The following is a 25,117-nucleotide window of genomic DNA, read 5'->3' as shown; positions in this document are numbered from 1 at the left end:
GCTATGGAGGCTTATCGCTAACCGCCCCTTATAGCGGAAAACAATAATACTTAATTCCATATATACTTTTTTTAAAGTATATATGGAGACCTATCTATGTAAGGATGCGAATGCGCTTTTCTTGCCTCAAACTACTTAATAGCTATTTAATAACCACGTTGATTTTCACATGCATAAAAATAGGTAATTAGTTAAATTTTTTATAGGGGCAAACACTGTTATTTTATAACCAATTCATATACTATTAGTATAGTAAAATCCGAATTAAAGGTAGGAATCAAAATGGAGGATAAATTTAAGTTTGGCATACGTTCCAAAATTACCGTTGGCTACATTATCATTATTCTTTGTTTATTTGCTTCCGTTATAATATTGAACAGTCAAATCCGTTCACTACAGCAAGAAAGAAATGATTTAATAAAATATAATACCGAAGTGGAAACATTTACAAATAATGTAGAAAAATATGTAATGGACATGCAAGCTGGTCAGAGAGGCTTTGTCATTACAGGCAACGAGAGTTACTTGGAACCTTATTATAAAGCTGCCGATGAATGGCAGGTAGAGTTTGATCAACTGTTTGACCTTTTAGAGGACAAGCCAAAACAGCAAGAAAAGCTTGTGGAGGTAAAAGGCACAATCGACCTTTGGATAGCAGAGGCAGGTGAGCGTGCAATTGATTTTAAGCGACAGAATAATGAGCAAGGGATTCAGCAATTCTATGCAAATGATCGTGGTCGTGAGTATATGCAATCTATCCGTAGTCAGTTTAACGATTTTAGAGAATACGAAAGAAATGATGCACAAACTAGAGCGCAAGAGTTAGATGATCGCAATAATATGTTGACTATAGGATTATTTGGTCTTTTAGTGATCGTTTCTGCTATTGCAATAGCAATGGCTAGTCAGGTCTCCAAATCGATTGTTCGTACTGTCAAAGATGTAACGGAAACTATTAAAAAGATTGCTTCAGAAAATGGTGATCGTAAGGAAAGAATTCATGTTACTACTAACGATGAGATTAAGGACTTAGCAATAGCAACAAACGAACTATTAGATAATCTCGATGACAGAGAATGGCTGCAAACAAGTCTTGCAGAAATTGTCACGAAATATCAAGGAGTAGGCTCGATTGATAAGCTCGCTAGTGTGTTTATGTCTGAAATCTCTAAAATGACAAACTCGTCTTATGGCGCTTTTTATGTGAGAGAGACAAACAATCAAGAAGTTCATTTTATAAAAAAAGCGGCTTTTGCTGACTCGAATTCTCAAAATGAGATTGGAAGAGAAAGCTTCCGATTGGGACAAGGACTAATTGGTCAATGTGCCCTTGAGAAAAATGTTTTTGTCTTTAATGAGATTCCAAAGGATTATCGTTATATTTCTACAGGACTAGGTGAGGTTCCGCCACGAAGCATATTTATAGTTCCTATTTTGTTCGAGGATGAAGTAATTGCAGTAGTAGAGCTAGCGACAATGTCAGAGTATAGCAAGCTACAGCAAGACCTCGTAACACAGATTGTGGAAACGTTCGGCTTATCTATCAATAGTGTTATGGGCCGTATGGAAATTGTTCGACTTCTAAACGAATCCAGAGCAATGACAGAGGAGTTGCAGGCACAATCTGAAGAGTTGCAAACACAATCAGAGGAGCTTCAAACACAGTCAGAAGAGCTACAAATGCAAACAGAGGAACTAACTCAAATTAATGAACAATTAGAAGAACGAACAAAAGATGCAGAAGCTAAAACAGAAGAACTAGAAAAAATTAGTCTAGAATTAGAGGAAAAAGCAGAACAACTTACCATTCACTCTAATTATAAATCAGAATTTCTTGCGAATATGTCACATGAATTACGTACTCCTTTAAACAGTATATTAATTCTTTCCGAAATGCTTTCAGAGAACGGAAAAGGTAATTTATCTGAGGATGAGGCAGAGTTTGCAAAAGTAATTCATTCTTCAGGGGAAGATTTATTATCCTTGATCAATGATATTTTAGATCTTTCTAAAGTAGAGGCAGGAAAGCTAGAGGTTTTATTTGAAGAGGTTAATCTAAGCGAATTACCTGTTCAGATGGAGCATATATTCTCACCAGTAGCCCAGAAGAAAAACTTAGATTTTCTTATAAGTAAGGCAGAGAATGTTCCTGATATTTTCTTTACAGACGAAAAACGCTTCCAACAAATTATTAAAAATCTATTATCTAATGCTATTAAATTTACGGAAAAAGGCTCCGTTGCTTTAACGATAAAGCAATTAGATAGTAATCTTCAAACGGAACAAATGTTAGATATTAGTAAAGAGTGGATTGAGATCTCTATTGCCGATACCGGAATAGGGATTCCAACGGACAAGCACGATTTGATCTTTGAATCGTTCCAACAAGCAGATGGTGCAACTGTACGTAAATACGGAGGAACTGGTCTTGGCTTATCTATTTGCCGTGAGTTTGCTAAGCTGCTAGGTGGTTGGATTACTCTTCAAAGCCGAGAGGGAATGGGAAGTACCTTTACTTTAGTTGTTCCTAGCCTGCCAAAAGGTCCAATTTTAAATCAGATTGATTTGAGCTTTGGAGAGGTTGCCTCTACTCAAGCGAAAGTGGAGGAAGTACAAGAGGTACATGAGGAGCAAGAGCACCCAACTCTTGAGGAACAGGAGCAAAAGATAAAAGAGCAAGAGGAAAAACTTGAAGCTCTTCCTGAGGATGCTAATATATTTTCCAATAAAAATATTTTAATCGTTGATGATGATTATCGAAATATTTATGCACTCAAAACGGCATTAGAAAGACGAGGAATTAATATCCTTGTTGCTAAAGATGGTTTGGAATGCTTAGATATTGTACAAAGTAATGCAGAAATAGATGTTGTGCTTATGGATATCATGATGCCAAATATGGACGGATATGAGACAATGTCTAAAATCAGAAATGAATTGAATATGACAGAATTACCGATTATAGCTTTAACAGCGAAGGCGATGAAAAATGATCGAGATAAATGTCTAGAGGCGGGTGCTTCTGATTATATTAGTAAGCCATTAAATCTAGATCAATTATTCTCTGTTCTTCGAGTTTGGTTAGCATCTTAAGGGAGTATGGAAATGGACAGTCAATATGAAAGTGGAGAGCTAGAGGGCGTTAATATTCAACATGAAGACTTAGAAGTAGATTTCCTGCTGGAAGCAGTCTATCGCTTATCAGGGTTCGATTTTCGGCAATATAATCGATCTTCCATTTCTCGTCGAATTCATAATCGGATGAAGATGAATGGAATTTCAACCATTACAGGTTTACTAGAAAAGGTTATTCATGAAGACGGTTTTCTAGAGCAATTACTAAATGATTTTTCGATCAATGTTACCGAGATGTTCCGAAATCCAAGTTTTTTTAAAGCATTTAGAGAAGAAGTTGTGCCGATTTTGAGAGAATATCCTGAAATTCGTATTTGGCATGCTGGTTGTGCTACTGGAGAAGAAGTTTACTCGATGGCCATTTTATTAGAAGAAGAAGGGCTAAAGGATAAAACCGTTATCTATGCAACCGATATGAATGAGCAAGTGCTAGAAAAGGCAAGTAAGGGTGCGTTTCCTATACAAAAGATGCAGGCATATACTAAAAATTATATGCTTGCAGGTGGAAACAAAGCATTTTCTGAATACTACAAGGCGGATTATCAATATGCATATTTCCATCCTTCTCTTTTAGAAAATATTATATTTGCACAGCATAATCTTGTTACAGATCAGTCATTTAATGAATTTCATGTAATTATTTGCCGTAATGTACTTATTTACTTTACTCCTGAACTTCAGGATCAGGTACAACATTTATTCTATGAGAGCTTAAGCCCCCAAGGTTTCCTTGGGTTAGGAGACAAGGAAACTTTAAAATTTTGTCAGGTGATGGATAACTTTCAAGAGGTTGTAGGTAGTGAACGTATTTATCAAAGATATAAATAAAAAGCAGGATTCTTATATTAAAATAAGAATCCTGCTTTTTTCAATTCAAAGTATTTCTTATGAAAAGGAGGATGGTCGTGACATAGGTCATCACAGCCATCCTCTCTAAAATTTTCAGTAATATATAAAGTCGCTTTTTCTATTCTTAATTACACTGAACCATTAAGACGCACATGTCGTCGGGCTGATCCTGTTGTTTTTCTTTAGATAATAAATTATCAATTATACCTTGAGAATGATCCCATTTTTTAGAGGTTAAAGTTTCAATTTGTTTTTCAGATTGTATCTCATTTGGCCCCATAGCCTCTAGAACCCCATCTGTATATAAAACAACTTGGATATTCTTCTCGTAGGAAATTACTTCCTTCTTAACTTCAATTTCATCAAAGAACCCTACTGCACAACAGCCTTTGTTAATCGGAACAACCGTTTCTTCATCAATTAGAGCAAATCCCGGTGGATGACCAGCATTAACATATTCTATCGTTTTTTGCTCTGTATCCACAATCATATAGATGGCTGTGAAATAATATGGTATACCAACCTTTTCGTTATGTATTAAAACCATATAGCGATTTAGCTCTTTAATAACAAGCTCCGGTTCCACTAATTGTTTAATAGCCTCTCTTAATACAGAAGATATAAACATACAGACTAGGGAAGCAGAAATTCCATGTCCCATCATATCTAGTAAAATCACGGCATGACGATGCTCGCTTATTTTATGCCAATAGTACATATCGCCAGCCAGATTGAAGGATGGTAAATATGAAACCTCAATTTGAATGTTTTTTTCATTTAATGGTGGGTTTAGAAGACTTCTTTGGACATGAGTTGCTAAATCTAATTCATATTGGATTTTGTTTTCATGCTGAGTATGCCAATCTAACTCTGCTTTTAAGCGAAGAGCAACTCTTATACGTGCCAGTAACTCTGTCTTATTTATAGGCTTAGTAATATAATCACTTCCACCTACATCTAGTGCTTCAGCTAATTTGTTTTTATCCTCTAATGCTGTCACGAATATTATTTGTACATCCTTAAATCGTTCTTGCTGCTTAATTCTCCTACAAGCTTCAAGACCGTCTATTTCAGGCATCATAATATCTAGTAATATTAAATCTACTGAATTACAGGTTGGATTTTGTTCGCCGATCTGTAAATAGTCAAATAGCTCCTGTGCGGATGTAAGAGATACAGTATCTTTATAACCAGCGCTATCTAATATTTTTTCTATTACAAATAGATTGACCGTGTTGTCATCTACCAGTAAAATCGTCATCGCTTATTTCCCCCTGTAGTGTTTAAAGATAGTGTAGTTAAGTTATCTCTATCTATTAAATTTCTATGATAACTCTTCTTATTTATTATACAAAAGAATATATGAATAGTGTATTTATAAGCCTTTTGCTTCAATGTTTAATATCTAACTTCTTATCCTAATCTTACTAAAATAGTTATTTCGGTAGCTTAATGTAAATATTAATTAGCAAGCTTCTATTTAATTTATTTGAATTATCTATATAATAAAATGAGAAAAAGAAGCAAACGAGGTGAAGTAAATGGCAATCGAATTAGTTAAGGAGTATTTTAAAAGATTTGGTAAGGAAGACAAGATTCTAGAATATGAAGCTTCAAGTGCTACAGTAGAGCTCGCTGCAAGTGCTCTAAATGTTGAGCCTGCAAGAATAGCTAAAACATTATCCTTCAAAAAAGAGGAGGATTGCCTGCTAGTAGTTGCAGCTGGAGACACTAAAATCGACAATGCTAAATTTAAAAGAACCTTTGGAGTAAAGGCTAAGATGCTTTCATCGGATGAGGTGGAAGAAAAAGTTGGCCATGGTATTGGAGGAGTTTGTCCATTTGGTATACCAGAGAATGTATTAGTGTATTTAGATATTTCCTTGAAAAGGTTTGATACAGTATTCCCCGCATGCGGAAGTAGTAATAGTGCTATAGAGCTTAATTGTGAGGAAATATATACATATGCAAAAGGTGTGGAATGGGTAGACGTTTGTAAGGCTTGGGAATAGAAAAGAGGGGTGTAAAATGGATTTATCATTTAAAACTGATGAAGGCAGATTTAATTATCGTGTTGCAGGATTAATTATAAATGAAAATAAAGTATTAATTATGAAGGATGAGAATTCTCCATACTATTATTTTCCTGGTGGGAGAGTATGCATGCATGAAAAAAGTGAGGATGCTATTCTTCGTGAAATTAGAGAAGAGCTCTCAGTAGATGCTGCCATCGAACGGTTACTATGGATCAACGAAAACTTTTTTGAAGAGGAAGTATTAAAAGAGAAATTTCATGAGATTTGCTTCATTTATCTTCTATCGCTAGAAGACGATAGGCTTTTAACAAAAGGAAATGAATTTGAAGAGAATGAAGAAGGGAAAATTCATACGTATTATTGGAAAACCTTTCACGAATTGAAAGAGTTAAATGTATATCCATTATTTTTAAAGGATAGATGTTCCCAGCTGCCAGAACATCTAACTCATTTTGTAGAGACTAAATAGTGTAGGGAAATCTCGTTTTTTTAGTATGACTTTTATTGAAAACGTTCATGCTAGAAAAGAGGAGGTGTGATACTAATGGCTAAAGATGTACTTTGTGAAGTGAACAACTGTAAGTTTTGGAGACAAGGAAACAAATGTAATGCAAAAGCTATTTATGTAGTAAGCCGTAAAGGAAACCAAGCTTCCAACAGTGATGAAACAGATTGTAAAACATTTGAACCGAAGTAATATATCTGCATGTCTATTATTACTCACCTAATCACACGTTAAAAAAATAATGTGTAAAAAACAGTACAGCTAGTGGCTCATAGAGGGCTAGCTGTACTTAAATAGGGGAGTATGGATTTAATAGGTCGTAATTTTTGTATAGCTTTGGAAGGCATAAATCCAACGCTGCCACCAAGTAAAGTCATTTTGATACTCATTCACCTCTACCGTATACATAGCATCCTCGTTGTTCCATAGTCGTTTAAAATATTCCTCCATTTCAATAGCTAACTCGCTGTCATTTGGGGCAATGATTCTTACGTTGTTCTCTAAATTGTAATTATCTAAAGCACGCTCCGTATAGTTTGCCGCACCGTTTGAAATGATTGTATTTTTAGGGGTCTGAATCCATATAGCTTTTGTATGATATTGGCCAATCACGGTGTTATACCATCGTATATTAATCTTCTCATTTGTATCCTCAAGCAGTTCTTGTACGACTGGGCGATTTGGCAATCCAGACTTTTCTCGACCAAAGGAATTCTCATTAGGATCTAATATCAAATTTACCTCTACTCCGCGATTTGCGGCATCGACTAGTGCATTAACGATGTTACGTTCGGCGACAAAGAACATTCCTAACCAAATTTTATCTCCCTTTTTAGTGTCATTTATATCGTTCATTAATGCATCAAATATTTTCTTCTCGGTTAAATATTGTGCCTGATACTCTCCTTCTTGTTTCTTAGCCTGTATCCTAGGAAGCTTTGGTCCTCCTGAAAATACAGAAACAGCTTCCTCTGCCTCTAAAATATCATTAATAATTGGTCCATCTAATTTTATAGCTATATTGCCATGGAAACCACTAGCATCGTGTGGATTGGAGGAGGTAACAATTGCAGCTTTTTCCGTTATCAACGCTTTTCGATGATTAGCTTTTACGTTTAGAAGCGTCATATAAGAAGCAACTGTCATTTTCGGAGCTTCGCTAGCCATAGCATTGGGAATCCAGCCTTTGCCACCAATATCAAACCATTGAAAAAAAATACGGTAAATTCCTGAATAGACTGGGGTTGAATCTCTTAAGGCATCTAAATCTGTATAGACAATTTCTACTCCAGCATCTCGCATTTTTTTGAACCATTCGCTTTCATAGGAGCCATACCCACGATTAAGAGGATCTGTGATAAATACAATTGGCATCTCCGGGTTTTCTCTTTTCTTTGCTGCTACTGTGGAGGAAAGTGTATCCGCTATATTAGGAAAGTCCTGATCCTCATCGTAATAACCATCTACTAGGAAAAAATCTAATACTACAAATTCCTCAGCTTCTTCAATAGTTTTATATACCTCATCAAAAATGTGATTTTCATGCACTGTATTTGTCCCTTTTTTATCCTGCGCATAAGTTAAATCCGTTAGAAATTGTATATTGTTTGTTTTATGTAAATCTCCTGCATAGGAAACGCCTTGGGGAAGTGGCTTATATGTATGCCATAAGATCACAGCTATGTATATAAGAGCAAAAGCGGTAATAAAGGATACGACAATCCTCTTTTTTTTGCTCCATGGCTTTTTAGTTTTTTTAGCCATGAAAAAACTCCTCCTATTAAACTTCTATTTTACATATAATATTCCCACTTTTAAAATCTACAAACCGATAATTACATCAGATTTATACAATAATTTATTATTATATATTTTAAAAATGCTATTGTAATAAATTTATTTTTGAGATATTATGAAAATGATAATCGTTATCAATTAGAAAAATTAAAATAGGGAGTTGAAACATGATGAAAACTAAAAAGTATTGGATGATGGGTGCAACAGCAATGCTAGCGTTAAGCTTAGCTGCTTGTGGAGATAAAGAGGGAAATTCCACTGAGAAGGTAGAGGTAGAAGCTAAAGAAAATTCGACTGAAGAAGCAGCTACAGAACAAACACTTACATATTTAGGCGAAGACTACGTGGTACCCGCAAAAGTAAATAATATTGTGGCAGCTAGTCTAGAATCTATGGAGGATTCAGCAATCTTAGGAGTTAAGCCAGTAGGCGTTCTTGCAATAGCAAATGCTATTCCTACATACCTTTCGGATGAATTAGAGGGAGCGGAACTCGTTGGAGATAAATTTGCTCCTAATAATGAGGCTATCCTAGCGTTAAATCCAGATGTGATTTTAGGCTCATCTAAGCACGGTGAAGAGGTTGTAACTGCATTAAATAAAATTCAAACAATGATTCCTTACTCTCATGTTGCAACGAATTGGAAAGAAAACTTGACGTTACTGGGTCAATTAACAAACAAAGAATCAGAAGCAGAAAAAATAATTACTGACTATGAAGAAAAGGCTGAGAAGGCTAAGGTAGAATTAGGAGAATCATTAAAGGATAAGGAAGTACTCGTATTACGTATACGTAAAGGAAGCATCAATGCTTATCCTGAATCTATTTACTTAAACCCTGTTATCTATGAGGATTTGGGGCTGAAAGTTCCAGAAGTAGTTACAAAAGCAGAGGCTCAAGCAGAATTATCTCTAGAGGCTTTAGCAGATGCAAATCCAGACTATATATTCCTTCAATTTGAAGCAAGTGAAAATACTGATAATGCAGCAGCCTTAGATGAGCTTTTAGAAAATCCGATTTTTGGTAGCATAGAAGCTGCTAAAAATAATCATGTATTTGTAAACGCAGTTGATCCATTAGCGCAAGGTGGTACGGCTTGGTCTAAAGTAAAATTCTTAGACGCAGCGATTGAAAATTTATCGAAGTAAAGTTAGGTGCGATGAATAATGAAAAACAAAAATACGTTAGCTTCCATTATTTTAATAGTTTCTCCTCTGTTCATCGCGCTAGCAATAGTTTTATCTATATTATATGGAGCTAAAGATATTAGTCTACTAACAGTTTGGCAGGCGATTACGCAATTCGATGAAAATAATGTGGACCATAACATTATTATGACATCGCGGTTACCACGCGTAATCGCTGCTTTATTGGTTGGAGCTTTTCTAGCTGTTGCTGGAGCGGTTATGCAAGGTATTACCCAAAACTATTTGGCATCTCCTTCGATTATGGGAGTAAATGATGGCTCAGCGTTTGTTATTACAATAGCTATGGTCTTTTTTCCGGGGCTTCCTAATTATCAAATGATTATTCTATCAATGATTGGATCTGCAATTGGAGCATGTCTCGTCTTTGGTTTTGGTTCCTTGATAAAGGGTGGTTTATCTCCGGTAAGATTGGCTATTATCGGTACAGTCATTGGAACATTTCTGAGTAGCTTAGCTTCGGCTATTGCAATGTACTTTCAAGTGTCGCAAAGTGTCAGCGTTTGGTATAACGCAAAATTACATACAGTAAATCCTGACATGCTATTATTGTCTATTCCTTTTGGTTTGGTTGGCCTCTTTTTAGCATTAGGTGTTGCCAAGTCGATTACAATTGCCTCATTAGGTGATGAGATTGCAGTAGGTTTGGGGCAACGGACAAAATGGGTGAAAATCATCAGTATTCTAGCAGTAGTCTGTTTAACAGGAACTGCGGTTGCCTTAGTTGGAAAAATAGGATTTGTTGGTTTAATTATTCCACATATTACACGCTTTCTAGTTGGAGTAGACTACCGATTCCTAATACCATGCTCCGCGGCTATTGGAGCGGTCTTTTTAGCTTTGTGTGATGTGCTAAGTCGCTTTATAAACTTCCCGTTTGAGACGCCAGTCGGTGTAGTGACCGCAATTATTGGTGTACCCTTCTTCCTTTACCTAATCCGGACGAGAGGGGGAGCACAGCGTGCATAAAGGTCCTTTCATACGATTTATTACAATGCTGTCTATCTTTATTGGTCTAACTATTATCGCCTTTTATTTTCATATTACTAACGGCGCCTTTGATATAACCGTCATGGATATCATCAAAACCTTTCTACGAATAGATCCAAATGAAAAACAAGATTTGGTTATATTTGAGTTTAGATTACCAAGAATTGTCATTGCTGCATTAGTAGGAATTGGCCTAGGAATTGCAGGAACTGTTATTCAAGGAGTGACAAGAAATGGTTTAGCTGATCCCGGCATATTAGGGATTAATGCGGGAGCAGGAGCTTCCATTGTTATATTCATGTTTTTCTTTCAAATGACTGCTACCAATATTAGTATGGATAGCTGGTATTCTGTGTTTATCATGCCACTCTTTGGCTTCGTGGGAGGAGCACTTGCTGCAGCTATTATATATATGTTCTCCTGGAGAAATGGCGTGCTGGATATGCAAAGACTAATCCTAACTGGTATTGCGATAAGTAGCGGTTTTGGTGCGGTATCCTTATATATATCGCTCAAGATGAATGCGAGCGACTATGAAATGGCTGCTGTCTGGATCTCTGGCAGTATATATAATGCAAACTGGTCTTTTGTTTTATCAGTTTTGCCTTGGGTTGTTATTCTTGGCTATGCAATTTATCGCAAAAGTCATTTGCTGGATTATCTTCAGCTAGAGGAAGCAAGTGTAAAGAGTCTTGGAATATCTGTGGAAAAAGAAAAATCTATCCTACTGCTATGTAGCATAGGACTAGTTAGTGCATGTGTATCAGTATCAGGTGGAATTGGATTCATTGGCTTAATGGCTCCTCATATTGCTAAAAGGTTGGTAGGCATTAAGCATCGATATGTAGTGCCGATGAGTGCTGCAGTAGGTATGTTTTTATTGGTCTTCTCTGACTATATTGCTAAGACCGTATTCGAGCCATCAGAGCTACCGGTAGGAATTATCGTTTCAATTATTGGAATTCCGTACTTTTTATATTTATTAGTCAAAACAAGAGCATAGGAGGATACCTATGATAGAAAGTATATTACGAGTGGAACAGCTTAGTTCAGGCTATGAAAAGCAAACTGTTTTCACAAATTTAAATACGTCCATTCAAAAGGGGAAAATAACTACAATTATTGGGCCAAATGGATGTGGAAAATCGACGTTGTTAAAAACGATTGGGCGTATTCTTCATCAAAAGAGTGGTAGGGTTTATTTACAAGAGCTAGATATGAAGTCACTGTCTACGAAAGATATTGCCAAACGTCTAGCGTTACTTTCGCAGAGTCCTGTAGCCCCAGCTCAATTGAAAGTAGAGGAGTTAATCTCTTATGGGCGCTTTCCACATAGAAAAAATATTGGAACTCTTTCAAAAAAAGATATAGAGATTATTGAATGGGCAATGAAGGTCACAAAGACAATCGAATTTCGCTCAAGAGAAATCGACCAACTATCCGGTGGACAACGCCAAAAGGTTTGGCTAGCAATGGCGCTCGCACAGGAAACTGAAATATTATTGTTAGATGAGCCAACGACCTACTTAGATATGGCGCATCAGCTAGAAATGCTTAAGATTGTGGAAGAGCTCAATAAGAAGCACCAATGTACCATAGTGATGGTATTACACGATATAAATCATGCTGCTCGCTTTTCTCATGAGCTCATAGCTATGAGAAACGGAGAAATCATAGAGACTGGAACACCAAAGGAAATTATAACAAAGGAAGTCATGAAAAATGTTTTCCAAATAGACGCGAAGATTATGTTCGATGAGGATACAGCTTCACCTGTATGCTATGGATACGAAACGTTAGAGGAGGTTTAATAGATGGATAAGGTGTTACTAGAGGGTACAGAGCATTGGCAAATAGATTCCGAGCATACGAATTATCTGTATGACATAAAGGTATCTATCCCAACGAGTGAACCTCCTAAGGAGGGCTTTCCAATCTATTATGTACTAGATGGAAATTGGTATTTTCAACTTGCAAGGGATGTGGTGAAGCTACAATCACAGAACGCACCAAAAACTCTTATAGCACCTTCTATCGTAGTTGGAATTGGACATTCTGGAAAAGAAGATGTAGCGCGCAAAAGAAGGTTTCTAGACTTTACACCAGAGGCAGAAGCCTATATCTATCCAAAGAGATTAAATGGGAAGGATATAGGAAAACATGGGGGAGCAGAGAAGTTCCTTGCTTTTTTAGAGAAGGAGCTAATGCCAAGAGTGCAGAAAAGGTATCAGGTTAACCTACAGAAGCAGGCTCTTTTTGGTCACTCCTTAAGTGGCCTTTTTGTCATTTGGTCTTTGTTTAAGCAACCTAATCTTTTTTCATGTTATCTATCCATAAGCCCTTCAGCCTGGTGGAATGAATATGAGCTATATAAGGAAGCAGAGAATTTTGTCCGTTTCCCAAAAAATCTTCATTATAAAAAATTGTTTATATCAGCCGGTAGCAAAGAAGGCTTTATGGTAGAAGACGCAAATCATTTGTACACAGCTTTAAAAGACAGCGTAAAAACAGAAATATTTATTGCACAGGATGAAAACCATGCATCAGTGGTACCATCTGTTTTAAGCAGGGCATTCCGATATTTAAATTAAACTAGGTTGTGGATGTGAATATTGTCGTTCAAACATGGCTTATTTTAAAGCTCCAAAAGCAATAGATTTTGTAGAGGCACTTCCAAAAACGCTACAGGAGAGAAATGTACTGGACCGGACCTAAAGAAGTAAATTAATTTGCAAAGATCTCACAGCTTGCTAGCTATGAGATCTTTTATTGTTAAAGATAGTCTAAGCTAGCAAATATCAAGACTATCCCTACAATACACATAACCCAAGAAAGAGCAGAATCTTTACTTTTAGATAGCCTATCGTTTATTTTTCGAAAAGGCTGATGTAGCCAACGACCAAATAGTGTATACATAACCATCAATATAATGGATGGCAAGACCATAATTATATTGTAGATCCCGAGAATAGATGTCCACTCCAGTAATGTTAGATTAGACGTACTCATCAAGCCGATGGCAGCAAAATAAGGAAACGCTGTTCCCCCTTCAATTAAGAAAGTGGTAAAACCAAGCAAAAACATGGTGAAAGTGTTTTTTTTGCTCGGAACCGAAGGAATGGCGGCTTTTTTCTTTGGCATATAAAAGCTTACGATAAACATAATCATTCCTATTAAAAATATTGCCCAGCTAAGAATCTGATGCTTAAAAAGCTCCTTGTAAAAATCAAAGGATAAAGTTATACCAAACATAAGAGAGAAACCTAAAAAGAAATATAAAATAGCTATTGTAATTAGATATACAGATAGAAGTCTAATAAGCCTTTTCTTTTCCATCACTAATAAATAGAGAGTTACGCCAATTATAGTAGGGCTAAGCGTGTCCAATACTGCCAATCCCATAATCGTTAGAAGAATTTCCATATTCATAACATCCCCTCATTCCTTCTTGGCTAGGTAGATAGCGTAGGCACTCTCCAAAAATTCAAGTAAATCTTGGTCAAGGGGATAGAGCCCTAGCTTTTCAGATTCTTTTTCTGACTTTCTAATCTCCCAAAGTTTATCGAGAAAATCGTTCTGTTGACCATATTCTTGTATTCGTTTTTCTTCCATTTGTAAAATAATATGTTGGACGGTAGGAGAATGGGGTTCCTCTGACATAGAATCCTTTAATAATCCAATCAAGCTAATCCATTCAAGAGATGCTTCTTCATTACTTGACATATGGGGGAGTTGATCCCATTGCTTTAAATCTGTTTTAGAAAACGTAGATTCTCGAAACATTCTTTTGCTTTCTTTGTCTGTTGCTGCTAGTTGCATTAGCTTTTGCAAAACAACTGCGTTATCTTCTCTTTCCATTTCATATGAATTTATTAATTCTCTTAAGGAAAGCTCAATTGTTTTTAATTTTTCTTGTTCATTTATGACATAATTCAGCTGTTCTTTTAAACTAGTGGACCAGCTCCATGTGTTGGAGTAGAGCATTTGTTTAATTTCCTCTAGTGAAAAACCTGCTTTTTTAAGAAATTGAATTTGTAATAGCTTTTGTAGTTTTTCCTCGTTATATAAACGATGACCGCCCTCCGTCTTAGAAGCGGGGCTTAGCAGATTAATTTTATCGTAATAGCGTAATGTTCTTACGGTAGTACCAGTGAGTTCAGCGACCTTGTTGATATGAAGCAATTTATCCATCCTCCCCTTTGGTTAAGTATTGTATAACATAGCCTACTCCTAAGCCTATCAATACCCCTGGAAACGCAGCATCGAAAACTAAACCAACTCCTGCACCTATAATAACGCAACCGTAAAGGATGATATCCCCTTGTTTCATCAAATCTCCTCCAATTCTCTTTAATTATATAAAATGACGTTGCGTCAGTTTCAAGTGTTTTGAGTGAAAATTTAAATAGTTGTAAATGACCCAACGTCATCTTGTAAGGTGATTCTAAATAGATTGGAGGGTAATAGATGAAAAAGTTAGTATTAACAGGAATTCTTATCTTAGTGCTTCTTATTTTGATTGCTTGTTTTAAAGAAGAGGGAACGGAGGACTACGAAAGTAGAGAACTGGACAATATAAGGAGTATTGAAATTGATTATGGAAGCACAGATATTACATTGGAATCAGTTGAAACAGATTTTATAGAAGTGATGCTAGTGCTGAAAGACAATGGACCGGGTATCCGTTTGGAGGAGAAGGAAGAAAAGCTTATGATAAGTGTACGTAGTGATATTACTCGTCTATTAAAAATAAATAAAATGCCTAAGCTTCATGTAAAAATCCCTTCAGAATATAAAGGGGACATTATATTTAAAGGGTCTTCAGGAAAATTGAGAGGGGAGAACTTATCCTTATCCGCCGATCATTTAGAGGTGAATGGGAGCAGTGGAGGTGTTAATCTGGATTTTCAAGATTTTCAAAGCAATCTCTTTGTAAAAGCGACAAGCGGTAATATAGACATTAAGTTGGACGATGCCAATCCTAATGTAGCTTGGTTTCTTCAATCTAATAGTGGTAATAGGAACACAAGCAAAATGTTTGTTGTGAAAGAAAAAGAGAAACAAGAAACAAAAGGAGTATTAGGAAATGGAAAATATCTTATAGAATTGAAAACTTCCTCAGGAAATATACGGCTAGAGTAAAAAAGGATAGTGTAATTGCCATAAAAAACTACCGCCTTAAGTTGGTGGTAGTTTTAACATCTGTAATTTTAAAATAATCTATTTCGAGGGGGTTTACAGGTAAAGTTGCTTTGGAAGCGCATATAATTGTGCATTAAACGGGCATGCCTCCCCGATTCGGTATGACGATTAACAAGTGGGCGGAGTCTTTCTATAAATTCGCGATCACATTCACATTGACTTCGCCCACTTTCGTAGCAAAAGTCGTGCATCATACATGTAGCATCTACTTCGTTTACTGGTGCTCCAGGTCCGCTGCACCCAGGGCCACACCAATTATAGCCAGGAACGCAAAAGCCGCGTTTTCTTTTTCTTCTTTGTCGCAAACTAACACCCCCTTCCCTTTATTAGTTAGGGTATTCTCATTTTTATATACGAACAAATACAAGCACCTAGCTGTCCAAAGTTTATTTATGTTCTAAGAAAAGCGCACGCACCTATGTCTGCCCCGACGCCGCCGGAGCTTTTTTCCATTTGACCTCGATGGAGACGATAAATATATTCAATAAAGTTATTGCGATGTTATCTGTTTAAAAAAAGCAGCCCTAAGAAAGGCTGCTGTATCGATTAATAGTATTAAGTTAAATATGGAAGTTTTTTAAATAACGAATATTGAATAATTGCGTCTGCTTCAGTTTTAGTTACTGTATTTGAAAAGCAGTTATGGTGTCCATTCTTGAAAATTAATGATATGCCGTTATACAAGTCATCTAAAGTCATGAGAAATATAGTATTCTCATTTCTTTTGTCTATTAGTTTCAGTGTTTCTCCAGTGAGTAAAAGACGGGCTGCCCATTCATCTTGATATACCCCAGCAGGCTTTTCCACCCACTGTGCCTGTTCCTCTTTATGTATAACCCATTGGCCCTCTTCTAGCACAGCATTCATTATATTTTCGATATACTCCTCAGTGATTGAAACAGTTACTTCTAATTCCTTCACTTGCTCTGAAAATATTTGATCCATTGTCTTTCCCCCTTATCATAAAATCCCTTCCCATTTAATTTACTATTAATTCATAGAAACTTTAATAATCCAAATAATGGAAAATGGGATATTTAATTAGAGTAAGAGAGAAGTTTATAGCATTTGCTTGGTTTTAAGCTATTAATATTTTAATTAAGATAATAATTATTTCTTTCGAAAAGATTTCAATTCAAACTTTTTTCCTACAGTTGAACTTATTATTTTTCCCTATCTAGAAGAAACTACTAAGAATCGAACCGGCTTGTCCGTGAGGTTGTACCAATAATGTAATAGATTTGCGTCAAACATCGTGGAGCCCTGTTCCTTCAATTCTTCTTCCTTGCCATCTACTACTACAGTTAATGTTCCTTCCACAACAAAAAGAAACTCGTGACCACTATGTGAAAAGGCCTTTCCTTTGTCTTCCCCTGGTTGAAGAGTCACTAATATAGGGGTGTATGAAGCATCCTGTAAACCATTAGATAAATCCTTGTAATAAAACTGCTGTCTTATTTCAGCTAATTGATCGTTGGATGAGACATCTGAAAAGAAAACGGTTGGATTGACTTTTAGCGCATCTGCTATTTTTTTTAGGGATTCTAAAGTTACACTAGATTTTCCTCTTTCAACTTGAGAGAGGAAGCTAATCGAAACCTCTGTTAGTTCTGCGAGTTCTTTTAAGGTGAGCTTACGTTCTTTTCTTAAATCTTTTAAAATGGTTCCTATTGAATTAGAAGACATATGTATCTCTCCTTTTTTTCTCTATTAACCATCATACCTATTAAATGGAAATGCCTCAACGGTAGCTATATTAAATTTTTATTGACAGAAAATTTAAAACTATTAAAATGAAACTGAGGGAGAAATTAAAGTATCACTTCAATTTTAGAAAGGGAGATGTAAATGGATCCAAAACAAATGAGAAAGGTCTGGATTGCTAGCTTAGTAGGAAGTTCAATTGAATGGTTTGATTACTTTCTATATGGGACAGTGGCTGCCCTTGTTTTTAATCAGCTATTTTTCGTAACAGAGGAACCAACTGTAGGGTTATTGCTCTCATATGCATCATTTGCTTTAGCATTTTTTATCCGTCCATTCGGGGGAATCATATTCAGTCATATTGGTGATCGGATTGGTAGAAAGAAAACCTTAGTTATTACACTGAGTTTAATGGGAGTTGCAACGTTTGGTATGGGATTATTACCAACGTATCAGGCAATCGGAGTATGGGCTCCAATTCTTTTAATTACGCTACGATTAATCCAAGGTTTAGGTATTGGAGGAGAGTGGGGTGGTGCACTTCTACTAGCAGTTGAATATGCACCAAAAGAAAAACGTGGTTTATACGGAGCAATCCCACAAATGGGAGTAACAATCGGTATGGTAATGGGTACAGTTGCATTATCTATTATGACTCTACTTCCAGAAGGTTCCTTTATGACTTGGGGTTGGCGAGTTCCGTTTATCATGAGCGCTTTGTTAGTTATTTTTGGATTATGGATTCGTAAAGGAATTGAAGAAACACCTTCGTTTAAAAGGGTACAAAAGTCTGGAGAGATTCCAAAACTACCGATTGCAGATACGCTAAAATATCATTGGAAAGAGGTTATTATAGCTGTAGGAGCCAAGGTAGTTGAAACAGCACCATTCTATATTTTTGGAACTTTTGTTGTTTCTTATGCTACTGCTGAACTTGGCTTCTCTCGAACTGCGGTATTAAATACTGTAATGGTTGCCACAATAATCACCACTATCCTTATACCGATAATGGGAAGTCTCTCAGATAAAATTGGTCGTAAGAAGATTTATGTAGCAGGAACAATTGGGATGATTGTGTTTGCTTTCCCTTATTTCTGGATGCTTCAGCAGCAATCGCTTGTGTTATTGGTTGTGGCTACAGTAGTTGGACTTGGAATCATCTGGGCGCCAATTACTGCGGTGCTCGGGACGATGTTCTCGGAAATCTTTGATGCAAAAGTACGTTACACGGGAATCACATTAGGTTATCAAATTGGGGCGGCTTTAGCAGGGGGTACAGCACCGTTAGTAGCGACAAGTCTCATGCTTCAATTTGACGGTTCCTATGTCCCAGTAGCATTCTATATTATCTTCACGGCTGTTATTTCTTTATTAGCAATTTGGGCAGTTAAGGATAGAAGCCAGCAGAATTTAGATGATGTGACGGCAATACAAACTGATACACCAGTAACAAAGACAGCTAAAAAAGAATTAAGTAAAGTGTAATTCGCATGAACATAAAGCTCGTCTTACGCTAAGGTGGCAAGACGAGTTTTTATTTTGAAGGAGGTCCTTACAATGTTAGTGATAAATGAAAAAGAAATAATGCATACATATAAAATGCAAGATGCGATAAGGGATGTCAAAGATGTCCTAAAAGCAAAGGCAGCAAATAAAATAGCAAATCCACATAGAACAGTAATTGAATTTCCACAACACGAAGCTTCAGCTTTATATATGCCAAGCGCCGATTTAGTTGGGGAGGTTACAGCAGTGAAGGTAGTCACTATCTTCCCGAATAATCCATTACAAGGGAAGCCCACTACACAGGGGGTTGTTTTACTTTCAGATGCAAAAAATGGAGAACACTTGGCAATGCTAAACGCCTCCTATTTAACAAGGCTAAGAACTGGAGCACTTAGTGGTATTGCCACAGATTACCTCTCTAAAAAGGATTCAAAGGTATTAACAGTAATTGGGACAGGAGCAATGGCCTTTGAACAAGTGCTTGCAGTACTTGCTGTTCGTAGCATCGAGCGTATTATTCTCGTCAATAGAACTTCCTCAAAAGCAGAAAGGTTTGGTCAAAAGCTAGCAGACTTTGGAGTCAACATTCCATATGAGGTGTTTGTGGATGTATCTGCTGCAGTTAGTCAGGCAGACATTGTCTGTTGTGCAACGAGATCTAATGAGCCGGTTTTCAATGGGAATGATTTAAAGCCAGGTACTCATATAAATGGAGTTGGCTCTTATTTACCTCATATGCTTGAGATGGATGTAGCGACCATAACCAAGTCATCCAAAATAGTAGTAGATGATATTGCTGGCGTTAAGGATGAAGCAGGGGAACTTATGTATGCAGATAAGATTGGTAAATGGTCATTCGAAGAAGTTCATGGAGAAATTGGTAAGCTTGTGACGGGGGAATTGAATGGCCGAGAGCAGGAACAGGAAATAACTTTATTCAAATCAGTTGGTGCAGCATATTATGACTTAGCTGTGGCAAAAGGTGTCTATGTAAAAGCGAAGGCGCAGAAAATCGGAACGGAAATAGATGTATGAAAAGGAGTCCGAGTAGCAAAATATGCTATTCGGACTTTTTGAATTGACTTCTATTTTTTTACATGATAAAATTATCTCGAATTAAAGATATATTAATTAAAGATAAAAAACTGGAGGAGTATAATATGAATCACTTAAAAGGTATGCACCATGTAACAGCTATTACAAGTAGTGCAGAAGAAAATTATAAATTTTTTACGAATGTATTAGGGATGCGACTTGTTAAGAAAACAGTTAACCAGGACGACATTCAAACGTATCATTTGTTCTTTGCAGATGATGTAGGAGGAGCGGGAACAGATATGACATTCTTTGACTTCCCGGGGATTTCAAAAGGTTCCCACGGAACGAATGAGATTTATAAAACAGCCTTTCGCGTTCCAACTGATGCGTCCCTTGATTATTGGGTGAAGCGCTTTGATCGTCTAAACGTTAAGCATACTGGTATTCAAGAGCAGTTCGGAGTAAAGGTACTATCGTTTGTAGACTTTGACGACCAACAATACCAATTAATTTCCGACGAGTATAATAAAGGCGTAGAATCAGGAACTCCTTGGCAAAAGGGACCAATTCCATTAGAGCATGCCATTACTGGACTAGGTCCAATTCATATTCGTATTGCTCAATTTGACTATATGAAGGAAGTTTTGGAGAAAGTGTTACTTTTTAAGGAGATTGCTCAAGAGGGAGATATTCACTTGTTTGAGGTCGGAGAGGGTGGAAATGGAGCACAGGTCATTGTTGAAAAAAATGTTGTTCTCCCTCCAGGTCGTCAAGGCTTCGGAACAGTGCACCATGCCGCATTCCGCGTGGAAGACAGAGCAGTATTAGATGAGTGGACAGAGCGTATGGAAAGCTTTGGATTCCAGACTTCTGGTTTTGTAGATCGGTTTTTCTTCCAGTCTTTATATGCTAGAGTGGCAAATGGCATTTTATTTGAGTTTGCTACTGATGGACCTGGCTTTATGGGTGACGAACCTTACGAAACCTTAGGAGAAAAACTTTCACTGCCACCATTCTTAGAGGCGAAACGTGCTCAGATTGAAAGCATGGTAAGACCTATAGATACAGTAAGAAGTACCATTGAGTTTGTGAAGGAATAATGTAAAAAAGTCCATTTCCTATTGGAAGTGGACTTTTTTAAACTAGAATATATATCGAGTGGAAGACATTACTCTACAAATTGGTAATGTCTTTTGTTTTGCCAATGAAATTGTTGAACGATCATAAATTTTTCTATCCGGTCATAAAACCATCGTGAACGGTCATAAAAAATTTTATCCGGTCATAAAACTATTTTCATTGCAAATTACTTAATTTATTTGCCGATTTCCTAGTTATTTAGTTTTAAGATAGATGGTTCGTCAACCAACGTGGAAGTGTTGAATAAAAACAAAACATCTTTAATATCATTATCAGACATATACTCATCAATGCTGCCATTATAATATCGAATGTCTATCACATGAATTTCTGGAACGTGTCTTGTAAGAAAAGGAATTACGTTATGCGCATAAGAGTCCTTAATGACTAGTAGCTTTTCTTGTTCAATCTGTTGCAAGTCAAGGTCGGTTGTAAGCGTCATTAGAGCATGAACACCGCCAAGAAAATAGGAGTACTGATCCTTCTTGGCAAGAAAGCTGATATCGTACATACTCGTCATCGTTTGATTTGTATCTGCGATATACGTGTTTGTAGACGTGGAATCACGAGGAATATAGACTTGGATATCATCTGGAGATAAACCAACAAACTGCCCTCTTGTATGATAGCTTCCTAAAAATGAATTACTTACAGTTTGGATTAGGAAATCTTTTTTCGAAAGGAAATCCCACTTTTTCTGCTCTGCATATGCAACATATGCCAAATAAGCTCCATATGTCGTCCAATGATGATCCGTACGATAATAAATCGATTCCGAAGCATGCGGGCCTAGGAAATCAAAGCCATTCATAAAGGTTAAGCCTTTCCACATATGCTCGCCGATAAATTCATTTACCTTCTGTTGAGAATACGACGGTGCCAACCACGGTAAACGATCAGGAGAAAGACCAATCGATGTTGGCGCTAGCATGAAAGTCATGTCTACTGTCGGATGATTCGTGGCAAATTTATTCACCGAATCTATATATTGCTGAATCTTTGTATAATCAGGCTCTAAAAATTTTTCAAATAAATAGCCATCTTTCCCTTGATAGATTCCGTTATTTTCTTGCTGCAGCCTAGATTGTTCTGCAGCTGATTTTATGAATAACCATTTATCTCGAAATGGAAAGTGGTCTGTTACGAAACTCTCAGTCTCTTCTGCATATTGCTTAGATAATAAATTATCCCATGTAAGAAGCGGTGTAGCTTGTAAATATCTGTTCTCTAAATTCGAGAAACGTTCTTTAGGTAAAATAAAAAAGAAGAAAGCAAATAGAAACAGCGTTCCTACAAACCCTAAGACCAATAATTTCTCTGCATTCTTCTCCATGATTTCTACCTCACTAAAAACGAAAATATAAGAATGGGTTAAAAGTTGCATCTACTAAATAGGAAACGGAAAGAAAAAATAGAAATCCGTACCAAACGAGATGTAAAAACGATAATTCATTCTTTCTTGGCCATTGCTTCTTAGGTAAAGAGGCAATAATCAATATCAAAAGCAAAATTATATTTGTATAAAAAAAGTACAACGTGTCATTATTCCATAGCGCTTGGTGATTTAATCCCGCCATGGCACTCAAGTAACTAAGTATTAAAGAAGGCTGATCAAAAGCAAATAATACCCACCCTATGAGAATAAGAACTAGTGCGTACACATGTCTCGTCCAACGAGGTAAGCGGAAAAGTAGTTTCAATCCAACCCATTTCTCCATAAGGAGAATGACACCGAAATACAAACCCCATGCGATAAAATTCCAGCTAGCTCCATGCCAAAATCCCGTAAGAAGCCAAACGATGAGTATATTACGCATTTGAATGACTAAACCTCGACGATTGCCTCCAAGAGGAATGTAGACATATTCTCGAAACCAGCTACCCAAAGAGATATGCCATCTTCTCCAGAAGTCAGTTATACTCTGAGCAATATAAGGCTTGTTGAAATTCTCGTTAAATCGAAAGCCAAACATAAGGCCAAGACCAATAGCCATGTCGGAATAACCGCTAAAATCAAAATATATTTGAAAGGCAAATGCAATAATACCAAGCCAAGCAGTTAATACAGTCAGTGAATCTGGATTGGTATTTGAAATGGTGTCCCAAAGCAATCCAATATTGTTAGCAAGTAACACCTTTTTTGCAAGCCCAATAGTGAATCGCCGAACGCCCTCCGCAAACATTTTGATATTCTCCGTTCGCTTATGGAGCTGTTCAGCAATCGTGCTATATTTCACGATTGGACCCGCAACTAATTGTGGAAATAAGGCAACGAACGTTCCAAAGTCAATCCAGTTTCGTTGTGCTTTAGCTGTCCCTCTATATACGTCTATGATGTAGGACATAGATTGGAACGTATAAAAGGAAATCCCTATGGGCAGAGGAAGATCCGTTAAAGGAATACTTGTACCAAGTAACGTATTTACATTCTGGATAAGAAAATCAGCATATTTAAAATAAGATAACAGCGCCAGGTTAACTATAATAGAGCATGCGACAATCCATTTGCGTTTCAAAGAAGTCAAATTAGGTCTATCTAGTAACAACCCGAAGCTGTAATCCGTCAGAGTCGACACCAACATAATAACAATGTAAATCGGCTCTCCCCAAGCATAGAAAACAAGACTAGTTAAAAACAAAATCAGATTTCTAATCCGTCTTGGCGAACAATAGTAAAGTGCTAGAACGGCAGGCAGGAACAGGAATAAGAAAAGCAAGCTACTAAATACCATAGTGGCTTATTTTTGTTCAAAAAAGCTATCGTAGACTTTTAGAAGTTCGTCTGCATCTTCTGAGATGACTAATAATATATAGTTGCCTTTCGTAACAAGTTTATAGTTTTTGGCATTCTCATATTGGTCTGGAAGATACGTTTCGAATTGCTTTTGTACATTTTCTGCTCTTTGTTTTATTGCTGATTCTACGTCAGGTACATCTTTAGCATCTTTTACTTTCAAAATTGCAATTTCATTTGTTTTTACGTTCATCATTGGTATTCTAATCGAATATTCTTCGAGCTTCTCAGGATCTAGATTATATAAATCCTTTATTTGATCTGGTTCTAATTCCATTAGACTAGGTTGTTCAACTTTCTCCAACATTTTATCTGCCATTTCATTAGCTGATAGCTCCGGTTCTATTGTAGAAGACTGATCTTTTGAACAGCCCGCGATTAATAATCCTAATACGATTGTTAACATAAGAAAACTCATTATCTTTTTCATGGTTATGTAAACTCCCTTTTTTTATATTAATTTTGACGTCAATGCATTTAGACGTAAGGAGTTCATTTAAGTTACATAATTTTTTTAGTCAAGGTTAATTCATAGAGAAAGAAGGCAAAGTAAAAGACCTAAGTCCAGTAAAATACTGAACTTAGGTCTTGGTAGTTGCTGTAACCTGTTAGTCTAACTTTTGGGTCACTGTAAGGTTAAATTTATAGAAGTTCCTTAAACTTTAAACGCTTATTTAATGCAAGCATTAATGGAATACCTATTGCCATCACGACAAATTCGCTTAGAGCAACAGTATACCAGGTGTATGAAAAGATAGAGGCCGGCCAGTCAAAATATAAATGAAGCTCAATGGCTATAATAAACATAGTGAAGGTAAATATAAGCGTGTTTATAATCATCCGCCAAAGATCACTCTTAATAAATTTTCCTACAAATATACTAATAGAAAGTGTAAGAATGGAATGACCAACACCAAAGGTTAGATCGTAGAGACCCATTGGTGAGAATAGATTTGTGATAAATACACCGATCACAATTCCAAAGAAATACTTTTTGTTGAACACAATAAGGTGATTAAACATTTCGGATATCCGAAATTGAAAAGCACCAAATGCAAAAGGCGCCACTAGCATAGATACAGCTACATATAAAGCTGCAATAACTCCACTTGTAGCCATCGTTTTAATCTTCATATTCATTTCTCCTTAGTTTTTTTACGTGGGAGGTTCTCGAACCACGTTATAATTAATCGAACAATCCATAATATTAGTCTAA

General features: G+C 36.5%; 26 protein-coding genes and 1 riboswitch. Of the genes, 14 read left to right on the top strand and 12 right to left on the bottom strand.

Annotated elements, in window-relative coordinates; genetic code table 11:
• Window positions 1–282 precede the first annotated feature (282 nt).
• Both MHB55_RS17500 and MHB55_RS17495 read left to right on the top strand, forming a co-directional pair.
• Entirely contained in the window at window positions 283–3,093 is a 2,811-nt protein-coding gene (locus MHB55_RS17500) for a CHASE3 domain-containing protein (protein WP_340863731.1), read from the top strand.
• Between the two features lie 12 nt (window positions 3,094–3,105).
• A complete protein-coding gene (locus MHB55_RS17495; protein WP_144541296.1) occupies window positions 3,106–3,963 on the top strand; it encodes a CheR family methyltransferase in 858 nt (285 codons plus the stop codon).
• A 145-nt stretch (window positions 3,964–4,108) separates the two neighbouring features.
• Here MHB55_RS17495 and MHB55_RS17490 read toward each other — a convergent pair whose 3' ends face one another.
• On the bottom strand, window positions 4,109–5,245 hold the full coding sequence (locus tag MHB55_RS17490) for a SpoIIE family protein phosphatase (RefSeq protein ID WP_151112802.1): 1,137 nt from the start codon (window positions 5,243–5,245) through the stop codon (window positions 4,109–4,111).
• A gap of 280 nt (window positions 5,246–5,525) precedes the next feature.
• On the opposite strand from MHB55_RS17490, the gene MHB55_RS17485 reads away from it, so the two are divergent.
• The 3 genes from MHB55_RS17485 (at window position 5,526) to MHB55_RS17475 (ending at window position 6,717) form a co-directional block, all read left to right on the top strand.
• Window positions 5,526–5,996, top strand: a complete 471-nt coding sequence (locus MHB55_RS17485; RefSeq protein ID WP_154309988.1) for a YbaK/EbsC family protein — start codon at window positions 5,526–5,528, stop codon at window positions 5,994–5,996.
• Window positions 5,997–6,012: 16 nt separating this feature from the next.
• The gene (locus MHB55_RS17480; protein WP_154309989.1) at window positions 6,013–6,489 is read left to right on the top strand and encodes an NUDIX hydrolase; all 477 of its coding nucleotides are present in this window, start codon (window positions 6,013–6,015) and stop codon (window positions 6,487–6,489) included.
• A gap of 75 nt (window positions 6,490–6,564) precedes the next feature.
• Window positions 6,565–6,717, top strand: coding sequence for a DUF1540 domain-containing protein (locus MHB55_RS17475; RefSeq protein ID WP_144541288.1), 153 nt, complete (start codon window positions 6,565–6,567; stop codon window positions 6,715–6,717).
• Between the two features lie 117 nt (window positions 6,718–6,834).
• On the opposite strand, the gene MHB55_RS17470 is transcribed toward MHB55_RS17475, so the two are convergent.
• On the bottom strand, window positions 6,835–8,289 hold the full coding sequence (locus MHB55_RS17470; protein WP_154309990.1) for a phospholipase D family protein: 1,455 nt from the start codon (window positions 8,287–8,289) through the stop codon (window positions 6,835–6,837).
• A gap of 200 nt (window positions 8,290–8,489) precedes the next feature.
• Between MHB55_RS17470 and MHB55_RS17465 the strand changes: the two genes are divergently transcribed.
• From MHB55_RS17465 to MHB55_RS17445, 5 genes are read left to right on the top strand one after another with little or no spacing between them, the layout of a single operon-like run.
• Entirely contained in the window at window positions 8,490–9,470 is a 981-nt protein-coding gene (locus tag MHB55_RS17465) for an ABC transporter substrate-binding protein (protein WP_229654011.1), read from the top strand.
• A gap of 18 nt (window positions 9,471–9,488) precedes the next feature.
• A complete protein-coding gene (locus MHB55_RS17460) occupies window positions 9,489–10,496 on the top strand; it encodes a FecCD family ABC transporter permease (RefSeq protein WP_340863730.1) in 1,008 nt (335 codons plus the stop codon).
• A complete protein-coding gene (locus tag MHB55_RS17455; protein WP_445678238.1) occupies window positions 10,489–11,520 on the top strand; it encodes a FecCD family ABC transporter permease in 1,032 nt (343 codons plus the stop codon). Before MHB55_RS17460 ends, MHB55_RS17455 begins: the two co-directional genes overlap by 8 nt.
• 10 nt (window positions 11,521–11,530) lie before the next feature.
• Window positions 11,531–12,328, top strand: a complete 798-nt coding sequence (locus tag MHB55_RS17450; protein WP_340863729.1) for an ABC transporter ATP-binding protein — start codon at window positions 11,531–11,533, stop codon at window positions 12,326–12,328.
• A gap of 3 nt (window positions 12,329–12,331) precedes the next feature.
• A complete protein-coding gene (locus tag MHB55_RS17445; RefSeq protein WP_144541280.1) occupies window positions 12,332–13,108 on the top strand; it encodes an alpha/beta hydrolase in 777 nt (258 codons plus the stop codon).
• Window positions 13,109–13,289: 181 nt separating this feature from the next.
• On the opposite strand, the gene MHB55_RS17440 is transcribed toward MHB55_RS17445, so the two are convergent.
• From MHB55_RS17440 to MHB55_RS17430, 3 genes are read right to left on the bottom strand one after another with little or no spacing between them, the layout of a single operon-like run.
• Window positions 13,290–13,946, bottom strand: a complete 657-nt coding sequence (locus tag MHB55_RS17440; RefSeq protein WP_340863728.1) for a GAP family protein — start codon at window positions 13,944–13,946, stop codon at window positions 13,290–13,292.
• A 9-nt stretch (window positions 13,947–13,955) separates the two neighbouring features.
• On the bottom strand, window positions 13,956–14,699 hold the full coding sequence (locus MHB55_RS17435) for a MerR family transcriptional regulator (protein ID WP_154312272.1): 744 nt from the start codon (window positions 14,697–14,699) through the stop codon (window positions 13,956–13,958).
• A 1-nt stretch (window position 14,700) separates the two neighbouring features.
• A complete protein-coding gene (locus tag MHB55_RS17430; RefSeq protein WP_186318264.1) occupies window positions 14,701–14,847 on the bottom strand; it encodes a hypothetical protein in 147 nt (48 codons plus the stop codon).
• A gap of 137 nt (window positions 14,848–14,984) precedes the next feature.
• Between MHB55_RS17430 and MHB55_RS17425 the strand changes: the two genes are divergently transcribed.
• Window positions 14,985–15,659: a DUF4097 family beta strand repeat-containing protein gene (locus tag MHB55_RS17425; protein ID WP_340863727.1), complete on the top strand. Its 675-nt coding sequence runs from the start codon at window positions 14,985–14,987 to the stop codon at window positions 15,657–15,659.
• 68 nt (window positions 15,660–15,727) lie between these two features.
• Here the strand turns inward: MHB55_RS17425 and MHB55_RS17420 are convergent, their stop codons facing one another.
• The 3 genes from MHB55_RS17420 to MHB55_RS17410 form a co-directional block, all read right to left on the bottom strand.
• Window positions 15,728–16,024: a phospholipase gene (locus tag MHB55_RS17420; RefSeq protein ID WP_229654012.1), complete on the bottom strand. Its 297-nt coding sequence runs from the start codon at window positions 16,022–16,024 to the stop codon at window positions 15,728–15,730.
• A 250-nt stretch (window positions 16,025–16,274) separates the two neighbouring features.
• Entirely contained in the window at window positions 16,275–16,664 is a 390-nt protein-coding gene (locus MHB55_RS17415; RefSeq protein WP_340863726.1) for a hypothetical protein, read from the bottom strand.
• Between the two features lie 228 nt (window positions 16,665–16,892).
• Window positions 16,893–17,405 (bottom strand): helix-turn-helix domain-containing protein, encoded by a 513-nt coding sequence (locus MHB55_RS17410; RefSeq protein WP_144541270.1) that lies wholly within the window; start codon window positions 17,403–17,405, stop codon window positions 16,893–16,895.
• 162 nt (window positions 17,406–17,567) lie between these two features.
• Here MHB55_RS17410 and MHB55_RS17405 point away from each other — a divergent pair, with 162 nt between their 5' ends.
• The 3 genes from MHB55_RS17405 to MHB55_RS17395 all read left to right on the top strand — a co-directional run bounded on the left by MHB55_RS17405 (window position 17,568) and on the right by MHB55_RS17395 (window position 21,067).
• On the top strand, window positions 17,568–18,908 hold the full coding sequence (locus MHB55_RS17405) for an MFS transporter (RefSeq protein WP_191697762.1): 1,341 nt from the start codon (window positions 17,568–17,570) through the stop codon (window positions 18,906–18,908).
• Window positions 18,909–18,980: 72 nt separating this feature from the next.
• Complete coding sequence (locus MHB55_RS17400; RefSeq protein ID WP_340863725.1) at window positions 18,981–19,964, top strand: ornithine cyclodeaminase family protein; 984 nt, start codon at window positions 18,981–18,983, stop codon at window positions 19,962–19,964.
• A 125-nt stretch (window positions 19,965–20,089) separates the two neighbouring features.
• Window positions 20,090–21,067 (top strand): ring-cleaving dioxygenase, encoded by a 978-nt coding sequence (locus tag MHB55_RS17395; protein WP_144541264.1) that lies wholly within the window; start codon window positions 20,090–20,092, stop codon window positions 21,065–21,067.
• 230 nt (window positions 21,068–21,297) lie between these two features.
• On the opposite strand, the gene MHB55_RS17390 is transcribed toward MHB55_RS17395, so the two are convergent.
• The 4 genes from MHB55_RS17390 to MHB55_RS17375 form a co-directional block, all read right to left on the bottom strand.
• Window positions 21,298–22,440, bottom strand: coding sequence for a DHHW family protein (locus MHB55_RS17390; RefSeq protein WP_340863724.1), 1,143 nt, complete (start codon window positions 22,438–22,440; stop codon window positions 21,298–21,300).
• Window positions 22,441–22,453: 13 nt separating this feature from the next.
• Window positions 22,454–23,839 (bottom strand): MBOAT family O-acyltransferase, encoded by a 1,386-nt coding sequence (locus tag MHB55_RS17385; RefSeq protein WP_340863723.1) that lies wholly within the window; start codon window positions 23,837–23,839, stop codon window positions 22,454–22,456.
• A 6-nt stretch (window positions 23,840–23,845) separates the two neighbouring features.
• Complete coding sequence (locus MHB55_RS17380) at window positions 23,846–24,331, bottom strand: DUF4358 domain-containing protein (RefSeq protein WP_144541258.1); 486 nt, start codon at window positions 24,329–24,331, stop codon at window positions 23,846–23,848.
• Between the two features lie 212 nt (window positions 24,332–24,543).
• On the bottom strand, window positions 24,544–25,035 hold the full coding sequence (locus MHB55_RS17375; RefSeq protein WP_151112834.1) for a QueT transporter family protein: 492 nt from the start codon (window positions 25,033–25,035) through the stop codon (window positions 24,544–24,546).
• A gap of 6 nt (window positions 25,036–25,041) precedes the next feature.
• Window positions 25,042–25,086, bottom strand: a riboswitch (PreQ1 riboswitch).
• Window positions 25,087–25,117 lie beyond the last annotated feature (31 nt).

Origin of the sequence: Psychrobacillus sp. FSL K6-1267 (assembly GCF_038003265.1) — a bacterium.
Taxonomy (GTDB): Bacteria; Bacillota; Bacilli; order Bacillales_A; family Planococcaceae; genus Psychrobacillus; species Psychrobacillus faecigallinarum.
This window is presented reverse-complemented; position numbering and strand designations above follow the sequence as displayed.